At 54.8% G+C, this 10,701-nt stretch carries 7 protein-coding genes; 4 read left to right on the forward strand and 3 right to left on the reverse strand.

Annotated elements, in window-relative coordinates:
- Window position 1: 1 nt before the first annotated feature.
- The 4 genes from AC07OP_RS26055 to AC07OP_RS26070 all read left to right on the forward strand — a co-directional run bounded on the left by AC07OP_RS26055 (window position 2) and on the right by AC07OP_RS26070 (window position 2,847).
- The gene (locus AC07OP_RS26055; RefSeq protein WP_495102568.1) at window positions 2-757 is read left to right on the forward strand and encodes a FliM/FliN family flagellar motor C-terminal domain-containing protein; all 756 of its coding nucleotides are present in this window, start codon (window positions 2-4) and stop codon (window positions 755-757) included.
- A gap of 1 nt (window position 758) precedes the next feature.
- The gene (locus AC07OP_RS26060) at window positions 759-1,064 is read left to right on the forward strand and encodes a FliM/FliN family flagellar motor switch protein (RefSeq protein ID WP_150675513.1); all 306 of its coding nucleotides are present in this window, start codon (window positions 759-761) and stop codon (window positions 1,062-1,064) included.
- Between the two features lie 337 nt (window positions 1,065-1,401).
- Window positions 1,402-2,124: a flagellar type III secretion system pore protein FliP gene (fliP, locus tag AC07OP_RS26065; protein ID WP_495102590.1), complete on the forward strand. Its 723-nt coding sequence runs from the start codon at window positions 1,402-1,404 to the stop codon at window positions 2,122-2,124.
- Window positions 2,125-2,142: 18 nt separating this feature from the next.
- Window positions 2,143-2,847 carry a sigma-70 family RNA polymerase sigma factor gene (locus AC07OP_RS26070; RefSeq protein ID WP_281112273.1) on the forward strand — a complete coding sequence of 235 codons (705 nt, stop codon included), beginning with the start codon at window positions 2,143-2,145 and terminating at the stop codon, window positions 2,845-2,847.
- 54 nt (window positions 2,848-2,901) lie between these two features.
- Here AC07OP_RS26070 and AC07OP_RS26075 read toward each other — a convergent pair whose 3' ends face one another.
- The 3 genes from AC07OP_RS26075 to AC07OP_RS26085 all read right to left on the reverse strand — a co-directional run bounded on the left by AC07OP_RS26075 (window position 2,902) and on the right by AC07OP_RS26085 (window position 10,698).
- Window positions 2,902-3,678, reverse strand: a complete 777-nt coding sequence (locus tag AC07OP_RS26075) for a hypothetical protein (RefSeq protein WP_495102569.1) — start codon at window positions 3,676-3,678, stop codon at window positions 2,902-2,904.
- A 1,001-nt stretch (window positions 3,679-4,679) separates the two neighbouring features.
- A complete protein-coding gene (locus AC07OP_RS26080) occupies window positions 4,680-8,051 on the reverse strand; it encodes a hypothetical protein (RefSeq protein ID WP_495102570.1) in 3,372 nt (1,123 codons plus the stop codon).
- Window positions 8,041-10,698, reverse strand: a complete 2,658-nt coding sequence (locus AC07OP_RS26085) for an McrB family protein (protein ID WP_495102571.1) — start codon at window positions 10,696-10,698, stop codon at window positions 8,041-8,043. The genes AC07OP_RS26080 and AC07OP_RS26085 overlap by 11 nt, the downstream gene beginning before the upstream one ends.
- Between the last annotated feature and the right edge of the window lie 3 nt (window positions 10,699-10,701).

The following is a 10,701-nucleotide window of genomic DNA, read 5'->3' on the forward strand; positions in this document are numbered from 1 at the left end:
GATGAGAGCGTTGGGGTTTATTGGCAAGAGCCGCTGGAACGCAGCCACAGAAAAACTGCCACCGGTGGTGGAAGCCTGGCGTGAGCAATGGTGCTTCAGCCAGATGGGAAAACCTTGGCAGATTGAGTGCCTGGAGCGTGTTCACACCGCTGACCAGGAGCGCGCGTACCCTCTGACGTGGCTCAAGGCCGGTAGTGCAGGTGCTGCGGTGTATGTGGCGGGCGACTGGACGGCACTGGTGTTTGGCGCATTCGCCCAGGAGTTGCCTGCAGACGAAACCGCGGACTATTTGCTTCAGGGCGCCCAGCGAGCACTGGTCAATGGTGTCTTGGCGTCAATCGGCCAGGCGCCAGCCGCAGAATTGCTGGCGGCACCGCCAAGAGCACTCGGCAAACCGATGAGTACCGACATTCTACTGCGCGTCAGTGTTGAGTCTTTTCGGGTCTATGTCGTGCTGGACGCTGCGTTGTTGAACAACGCGCTGGGACCACACGAGGTCAAGCCGCCGCTGTTCCCGCGTGAAAATGCCCTGGGCAAGGCCAAGGTCAAGCTGTCGCTGCAATTGCCACTCGCCAGCCTGTCCATTGGCGAGATGAACGACCTGCACCCGGGGGACACCTTGCGCGCTCAGGCACTGCTTTCCCAAACCCTGAAATTGCGGGTCGGCACGAGTGTAGTCGCGTCGGGATACCTCGCCCGGCAGCAGGACAATCTCGCCGTACAACTGATTTCCGGTCAATCGCCAAAGGAGTTTTAGCGTGACAGCTACAGTCGATTCAATCGAGTTGGAAGAGGCAAAAAACGTCGCCAATGAAAGCATGCCGGCGCTGATCAAGCGGGACATGAACCTGATCAAACATGTGGTCGTGGAACTGGTGGTTGAGCTAGGCAACGCGTCGATGAGTGTCGACGAACTGTTTGCGCTCAAGAGCGGGGACATCGTCAAGCTCTTGCAGCAAGTCCACGAACCCGCGTCGCTGTGCCTGGATGGCAAGGCCGTGGCGCGTGGCAACCTGGTTGCCGTCGACGACAACTTTGGCATTCAGTTGACGGAAATACTGTGACCACGGACATTACTTCCCAGCCCATGGGCTTACCGCTTCGCCAGGACGACCCGGTGTCGTTTGTACTCATGATCAAGGTGCTATTGGTCACGGCTTTATTGCTGGCCATTGTGTACTTGGTCATGCGTTGGTACGCCAAGCGTCAGGCAACTGGTAGTGCAAGTGCGCCGACTACGGAGTTGAACTGTACTCGAGCACTGAGGCTATCGACCAAAACCAAGGTCTATCTCTTGCGTGCGGAGGGGACCCAGGTATTGGTCACGGAATCATCCAACGGTGCGACGGTGACTGTGCTCAGCCAATCTGCCTCTGCGCCCGCTCCGGATCTTCAATCGTGATGATCCGAGGTCTTGCGCTTTTGCTCCTGGGGTTACTGCCTCTGACGGCATTGGCCGCCGACGACTTCTCTGAGTGGGGCAGCCTGCACATCAATCAGATCCAGTCGCCCGTCAGCATTGTGGTGCTGCTGACAGCACTGTCGTTTGTGCCCTTTATGGTGATCGCCCTCACCACCTTCACCCGAAATATTGTGGTGCTGTCACTGACGCGCCAGGCGCTTGGCTTGCAGCAAACGCCACCGAATATCGTGTTGATCGTGCTGTCGATGTTTCTGACCTTGTTTGCCATGGCGCCTACCCTGGAAAAAACCTACGACATTGGTGTCCGCCCGTTTCTTGCCAGCAAGGTCGGTTTAGAGGGGGCCGCCCTGCAAGGATGGGTGCCGATTCGCGACTTTATGGTTCGTCAGACTCATGAGTCTGATCTGCGGCTGATCTACGAGTTGGCCAAGGCGCCGCTACCCTCAAGCCCGGACGGCCTTTCTCCAGTCAAATTGGTGCCAGCCTTCATGCTGAGCGAGTTGAAGGTCGCCTTCCAGATTGGCTTCATGATTTTCCTTCCATTTTTGATCATTGACCTGGTGGTGGCCTCAATCTTGATGTCCCTGGGGATGATCATGGTGCCGCCCATCACCATTTCACTGCCGTTGAAAATCATGTTGTTCCTGCTCATCGATGGGTGGGGATTGATCGCCCAGACATTGATGCGTGGTTTGGGCTAGCCAGAGTCGACCCATTCCATGGAACCGGAAAAAGACGCTGACAAAACCGATGAGCTTTCGCTCTGGCAGGCTTGGCTGAGCGAAAAATCCAGCGATGCCCGCAGCCATCTGTTTTTCTTTTACGGGCAGTGGTTGCGCATGATTACGCGCTTGCTTTACGTGCGTTATCCCCACCCACTCGCCGAGTGGCACGACTACGTGAATCTGGCGTCTATCGGCTTGCTGCAAGCCATCGACCGATTTAATCCGGCGTTGAACACCCGTTTTCAGGCCTATGCCGAACCCTATGTGAAAGGCAACGTACTCAAAGGCTTGGCGTGTTACGTACGCGATAGCCGAAAAATGTACCAGGACCGTCTTGTGAGCCTGTCTGGCAGCGAGGACGAAGGCGCGAGCGATCTGGAGCACGTTGCCAACGTAGCGATAGGATTAGCGTTTGGACTGTTCTTGGAGTCAGGCATCATTGATCATGAGCCTGAGGCCAGTAACCCTTTGAATGTGTATGAAGTGGAGCAAAACCATGACCACCTTAATGAGTGTGTGAAACAGCTGCCGCCCAACGAGCAGCGGTTGATCGTCGCTCATTACTATCAACATTTGAGCTTCACGGAGATCAGTGAGTTGATGGGCCTTTCGAAAGGGCGGATTTCACAGTTGCATGCTCAAGCGTTGAAGCGTGTGCGGCAAAGTCATGAGCATTTCATGGGCGGGGTGCGGTGGTGAACATCAATGTGGCGCTGGCCTTAAGAGGATCCTTAGCCAGCGCGCTGCAGATCGTCAGGCGGTAGGTCTGACCCGGAAGGCAAGGAACAGCGGGCCGCCCGGGAATGTACTGATTTCCAGCTCATCCAGCGGGTTAAGCGTGCGTGTACGGTTCCCAGCGTTGCTGTAGATCGTGTGGTTGCTCGATGCTGAGATGTTGATCTTGCCGGCGGCCGCTTGAATGAGAGTGGCCTTGAATCCTTCAGTCACATCGTCACTTACCGTAAGTGTGACGTCAGTGTTGCTGATAACCAGAATCGACTTACCTGAATCCGCCATGGTCAGGGCTCTGCTGCCAGTGATCGAAACATTCGTGTGCACGTGGCCGCCGGCGTGGTAACTGACCATCCTGGGGTCGGCAAAGACACGGGCGAAGGCGCCGACATAATTGACACTGGCGCGCATGTCATCGAATTGCTCAACAACATAGGTGCCGATGCTACCGGAGACCTCTGCGCTAGGGTCTAGAACCCATTTGCGTCCGACCATCTGCCCGATCTGGGTGTTGTCGCGTACACCTGCACGCATCTCTTCAAGAAACAATGCGCTGATCTGGCCGCCACCTTTGCCCTGGGCATAGGTTAACCGTGCTATTGAGTGGCAGTCTCCCGTAGGGTTGCCTTGGGAGGTATCGACCCGGTAGTCGAGAAAGTCTGCCGAGACGATGGTGGTCGTAGTATTGGCGTTAGGTGCCCAAGTGAAATCCAAGACCCGGCCGGTTTTGACCTGCTCCAGGGAGGTGGTGCTCTGCGAGGTAGTGGTAGAGCCTGACTGCTTCAAATCATCGTTCATAATACTCATCCTTAAGTAAGGTTCGTGCGTGAGTGCGGGTCGAAATGTGCCGAGGCGTATGACCGCCGTCCTACAGCCATTTGTCCTGCCGCGTAGTGGTGCTTCCTTTGATCCGGATCGAATACACCGTCAGCGGTCACTATGGGTGAGCTTGTATATATATACAGTAATTTAGATTCTGTCGTCACTCGCCTTTTCGACGAGTTGCAGAGGATTCTGATTTGATGTTCGGTCGGCAGAACGCCGGGGACACAGTAGCGATAAGCACCTTTTAGGACGGGTCAAACCAACAACCTCCGTTCGGGGCAGGTCGTGTCATCGTACGAATTTCACATACACCCATTCAGGATCGTGTTCATCAAGGTTCGCGATTTGCCCGCTTGATACAAAACCCGCCTTTGTAATGAATGCCTGTGAAGCGATGTTCCACGCATTAGCCGACACAAACAGCTAGGGCGTTTTGCACGCCGCTTCGGCCGCTGCAAGCAAACGTAGCGCTATGCCTTCCGCTGATGGGGAAACCACTTCCAGCGCAACATGAACCTCGTTACGAGCCATCCCCGAAAAACATTTTGACTTCGCTCTAGCACGGTATTTACAACCAGAAAAAAACTAATTGTGCCCCCAATTTTGCCCCCATTCGCAGCGGGTGCGCGAGCGATCGAGAATGGCGATTTCTGAGCAACTCCAATATGGCAGTGATTGGTATTCAGCGCGCCTCCGTATACTGGATGAGCAGCCCGTATCTGGCAAATCCTTGCTCATTCGGAAGAGGAAAAGGGTAATGAGTCGATATCTTCAAGCGGAGATGTCGGATCTGTTTCTCAGCACCTTGAATCGCCCCGGATTCTAGACACCATGCAAACTCATTTGTGTGGCAAGAGTGATCGCGATCGGCGCCTCATCGAAAATGAACACGGATTACACACGACCTTGTACACGCAGCTTGGTCTGGCTGGACTCCCAAGAGTTTATAAAATCTGATATCGGGTTTCTGTTGCTCATTCGTCATTTTTATCGGAAACGCTGGTGATATGGATCGCGTTTGCACCATCGTCACCGGTCAGATACATCCGCAGGGCGAACAGCAGATCAGGTGTCTTGTCTCCGTCGGGCTTGTCGATGTTGATCTGTACACGGGAATAAAGGTAACCATTCGATTGCGCGACGAACTCCGTCACCCGTTCGACTTGAGTGGCCAACGCCTTGGTAATTTTCTGATGGGGCTGAAGGAGCATCCTGATCTGAGCGTCCCGGGAGTTACGTGCTCGAAGCAGGCCCAGCAGAAGCTCAAGCGGTTCGGTGGTTTGTTGGAGCCAGTTGAGGGTCGTCCTCTTGTCATTAGGCCTCTTTTTGGACGGACACGGTTTGATTTGACTCAGGACAGTGTTCAGCGAATCAAGGATGGCCGTCATCTGTTCCACATCAAATCGTTCAACAAAGTGCCTGTCTCGCCAGATGGCGTAAGCAAACACACGAAGAGCGCTCTCCGTCGGACGTTCCATAAATCCGGACAAGATGGATTGCTGCCATGGCTCGACAACACGACCGAGCGCAAAACCGATGGCCCGTGGGTTGTCAATTCTGTCCTTGCTGACCTGCTCGGTTATCCACTGAACGCATTCATCGGGAGCATCGCTGTGCATGCAGCACATTAAAAAACGGATTTCGTCTTTGATCTGTTTCGGAAGCTGAGTTTCGTGCAACAGTGACGCGAGGTAGTGGGTGTAGGTTCGGGTTGCGTCAGAAAAAGCCTGGGGGCATTCTGCATCGTCAATCGAACGCCCATCACGCCAGATCTGGATCACAGGGTAGTAAAGGGCTTTGCGCATTTTGATGACCTGCGCACTGATTGACGCGTCATCGAAAACCTTGAGGCGCTCTATCTCCTGATGATGTTCACCCGCAATATTTCGGCCGGAGTACTTTCCAGAGTTCTCGACGACTTCAAATGAAATCCTGCTGCCTTCGATAAAGTCCGCGTGGCTTGTGCCATCAATGAACTCTTTTTGATGAATGAAGACCTTTTTTGCAGATAGATCCATGTTGGCAAACGTGAAATCCCCTTCGTGCTTGTCCGGGCGCCATATCGTACTGATGACACCGGTTGTCCTGTTTCGGGGACGTATATAGATATCCTGATCCAGCCGTGCGACTGCGTTCGTTATCCAATCAAGTAGATCAGAAGTTTCATCGCCGCCATCCTTCGGTACGTGGTGCAGATCTGCCCATGTCATCGGGGCAGGATATTGGGGGGCAGGGGCGTCGGTGATGATCACGTCTGCAGTGCGGCACCATGTAGCGTGTACCTGCTGGAACGATGCGTTTCGCGGTTTGAAAATCAGTTTGTAAGGATCGTCTGCACCATATTCAAAAGTCAGGCGGAGCTCGCATACGGCGTCTTTCTCGAGTGGAAACGCCGGCGATTCCAAACGGGCCGAATATCCGAGGTCTTCGGTACTGTCGCCCAGAAACAAAGGAAATTGATAAAAAGCTTTGTTAGCGGGGAGCGTGAAGTCTTCGCGAACCTCAACAGCGACCGGCTTGCCACGCAGCGGTTTGACGGTCGTACCACGGGAAACAAGGTGGCAGCGCCGATGAAGTCCATCCCTGACGGCCTTGATCGAGAGTTCGGGAATCTGGTCGCGCCACAGTGCGATCCCACCAGCGCGTTGTTGCAGGGAATGAAGGCGTATGCCTCCGATAACCGGACTGTTCGTCAAGTTGATCGCGAAAGCGAATTGCCCGATGCGCGGGTCGTTTTTCAAGTCCGCGGCGTCGACGACAGGGAGCTTTGTTGCGCGAGGTGCTTCAAGCCATTGCCCTTGATCGTCGAGTGTTGGGATCTCGTATTTGTTTTCTTCGTACATCTCTGGCGACGCGTTTGAGATGATGACCGAAGGATGGCGCTCCCAATAAAAACCGTTCGTTTCGGGCAAGACTTTCTTGAGTTCCGGGTCGAACCTGGCAATCAACTTGGTGACGCAAGTTTTGCCGCCGACGCTATCGATAACCACGATCGCGGAGTCATTTCTGACTTTCGAGTAATCAGCTCGCTGAAAGGCCGCGGCGATGCTGCGGGGCAGGGGGGTCGCATTCTGGAACCGGGCGTTGACATTGCGCCGGATAACGTCAAGCTCGAAATCGTTGAGGGTGTCGGGAACCAGCCAGATCAGCGTCTCGTGCCTGAACACGCTGTGTAGTCTTGAGGCAAATGCGCGGGCGGCAGAGTCCAGTTCCTCGGGATCGGTTCTGGAGAAAAACAGATCCGCCCAAGACAGGGTAGTCGCCTGCGCATGAGCATAAATCCCATCGGAGGCGAAAAGGTCGAGCGCCACTGCGGTATTCGCATCGCGCCATTTTTGCCAGAGAAACGCGTCGGGCAGAGAGCTGAGGGTTGTACCTGTGGCATAACGAGGGCGCAGGGTTGCGAAATCGACACAAACCGGAGCACAGATATCTTCAACACTGACGTTGCGGTTGATTGTCTCCGTTACTCGCTGAGCGACGACTTTTGAGAGCCACGGTCGAATTTCGAAACGGTCGTAATCGAAAAATACCGGCATGTCCGCGAAGCGGTGAGTGCCGTCCCGCCACATCTGGGCATAGGTGTTCCACAAACGTTTGGTCCGGATACGTTCCGGCAGCCTCGAATGATCGGCTGAGAGGTCATCCTCCAGTGACTGAAGCAAGCGCCAGGCATCCCATACACGGCGGTAGTCGCGGTGCGACAGGAGCGTGTTGTTCGGCGGCAGGTTCTCCCAGCGACCGATGTCGCGGGCGTCGCCGGAACGTAGCCAGGTCAGGATTTGCAGGAGTAGATCATCTTCGTGTCCGAGAATATCCCGGCGCAGTTCCAGTAGCTGTGCGAGATGCTCGACAAAGGCTTTTAGCAGGCGGTTTTCTGGCAAGTTGATCGATTGAAACCGACGAACGCCCTGCAGGTAAGGGTTACCTGCCAGTTTTTCTCGGATATTGCGTCCTGGGCGGTTGCTGAGCTTCATGAAACTGGTGGCATCGAGTTCGCGTACGGCATGAACCGGCAGCAGCGCCTGTTCGCGACGGGGTGCTTCGTTAAGCCCACGGAAAAGGCGCTCAACCGAGTGGCGGCTGTGTTCAACGATGCGCCAGAGTCGGTCCCGAGCCGGGGTCTCTGCAGACGGCGGCGAATACCCGGAGATTCTTGCCAGCAGCGATGACAGCGATTGAGGCAGCGCTTGTCCGCTTCTCGGGTCGAATTCGACGGCATGGCAAAACCAGTCTGACTGATCGAGCAACGTGCGGATGACGTCGCTGTCCTTTTGCGTGCCTCGGATATCGGCGTAGAGCCCGGACAGCGAGATGTCCGCCGGTGATGAAAGGTCAGTTACCATTGCTGACGATTCTCCCGGCCTTTGCGCTTGCCTCCAGTTGTCTGCGCAACTCATCGCGTTTTTCAGCAGACCTCCCGTTCCACATCTTGTGGCGCTTGTTCTGATCGACCTCGTCTTTCATGTACAAGGTTGGAGGGGTTTCTTCAGCGTCCGTGGACGATCTCGCGACGTGTTTGCTGTCCTCCGTCGCCGATTGCGGGGCTGGCGTATTCAGATAGTTTGCCGATTGCCAGATGAACTGGCCGTAGCCGAGTTCGCAGGCGAGGTCGAAGTCTTCACGAAGATTGAATGGTTTACCGATAACACCCCCCGTAATGAGCTGGTTGCGGATTTTATCGAGGCAGTCAGTCTGGCTTTTGCCGCGAGTGTCTATCCCGCGAAGCTTGGGCATGACCTTCTGCACAAGTTGATCCTCGAAGGCGATGTGCATCGCGTCGAGCAGCCGGGTTTCGTCTTTAGCCTCTTGAGCCGCGCGGACGTCCGGGTAGTTTGCCATGTAATATTCGATGGACTGCCAAACCCGATGACCCAACGCCCGGCCGGAAACAGACAACGCCTCATTCAGTTTCTCGATGAACTGCATGAAGGGATTGATTTGCTCTTCCGAGAAGGTGCTTTCTCTGGTTTGCCAGTCATCCCAAGTCTTTCTGTGTAGCGTGTCGCCACGATTACTCTCATTGAGAGGCTTGAGCTTCAGGCGACGTTTAAGCTCGGTCGGACGCGGGAAGTTGATGATAATTGAGCGGTCAATCACCTTGTCAGAAAGTGATTTGGTGGTTTCATCCTGATTCATTGTTCCCGCCCACAGGACGTTACGGCCTAGCGGAAGTTTGTAAGGCTCCATTCCCGCGCCGATTTTTACCGGTAGAAACGGTACATCCTTGCCTTTCTTGCCACGCCGCAGTTCAAGCTTGCTCAAGAACTCGGCAAAGTAGAGTTCAGGGTGAGCAAGGTTCATTTCATCAAGCAGTACCAGGCAGACGGCGTCAGACAACCCCGGATAATCCTCACTCCATTGCTTTTGGCTTTGCGCGAGCAAATGCAGGACTGGCTGGGCGTCGAACTTGTTATCAATCGAATTGAAGAAGCCAAGCATCGACTCCTGCGAATCCCAGTTTGGCTGGACCGACAGCGGCTCGAAGTAAATGCCGCCAAAGTGCGAGTAGAGGCGCGGCAGTTCGGATTTACCGGTGCCGGAGACGCCTGAGAGTACGGTGACCGGAGACCATTCGGACGTTTTCAGCGCTGTATGGAAGGCTTTCAGGATGCGCGGATTGAAATTCAATCCGTAGGCGGTGCATGCGTTGCCAATGCCCGTGAGCCATGCCATTTCAGTGATTCCGCGCTGCGCAGGCTGTACCACTTTTTCTGCAGCGATGTGCGGAATCTCGATTTCCTTGTGACGTGCCTCGACTTCCGCAGGGCGTTCGTAAGCAGTGCGAAGGCGGTTGAGTTCGGCTTGCGCTTCGTTTGCCGAACCTTCGAAGATGGAAGCCCTATGCGACAAGGACACGTTTTGTGCATGGAACTCGGCGTTTTTGCGGCGCAACTCACCAACCTCCGCGACATCGGCGCTGTTGCTCTCGATTTGTCGGGATAGTTCGTCTGCTCTGGCCTTCTGAGTTTTGTACTCCGACTCGAACGCCTGAGTCCTCAGACGCATCTCTTCGGTAGGCCTTGTGGCGAGATCTTCCCGCAGACGCTTGAGTTCATCGGTCTGGCTGTTCAACTCGCGAAGGACTTCGGCCGGGTCTTTACCGCCGAGTTGACGTTTCAACTGCTCAAACACGCCGATAAGGTCAGTTTGTGTAGCGAGGCTGTCCCGCAGGCGCTGGTTATCCTCGATATAGGATTCTTTGTGCCTGTTCAGTGATTTGTGCGCCTCTTCCAGATTCGCAGCAAGATCTTCAGCAAGTTGGTCGTTTCGTCTGTTCCATTGTTGCTCCTGCCGCTGCTCTCTGCGCTCCAGATTCCGCTCGGAAATTTCCAGTTCGGTTTTTCGGCCGTGAATGTCGCCTTGCAGGGCGGACAACGCGGCTTTCTGTTTCGCAAGTTCCGAATACTCCCTGTCCAGCAAGGCGCGTGCATCTTCGTGATGCTTCGCCCAGGCTTCGCGTTCTTTGGATATGTCGATACGGATGCGGTCGCGCTCGAGGTTTTCGGCATCGCCAACTTCGGATAGGCGTTTGGCCCTTAGCTTGGCTATCTCTTCTTCTAGGGAAGAAGTTTGCTGTTCACGATTTTCAGCAATCTTTCGTTCGGCGTCGGTACGTAGAGTGCGTAACTCATCGCTCAGGCTGGTACGTTTATTGCGCAGTTCAACTTCCAGTCCGACACGTTTGTTGTGCAGTTCAACTTCCAAGTCGGCACGTTTATCGTACAGTTCAACTTCGAACGCGGCACGCTTATCGCGCAATTCAGTTGCCAGCGCGGCACGCTCGTTGGCAATTTCGGCCTTGAGTTTTTGCTTGAACTGAATGAGTCCGTCCATTTTCTGACTGATTTCGGCATCGGCGCGCCGCTGCTCTTCATCAAAGGATTGTTCACGCTCGGCAAGCGCGAGTTCGCGGGCAGCCATGTCGGTTTCGCGGATCAGCTCAGCGGCATTCTGCTTCGAGGCATCTTCCAATTTGCCAGAGTCGTCCATTCC

The organism is Pseudomonas sp. GW821-FHT09D08, from assembly GCF_059416305.1.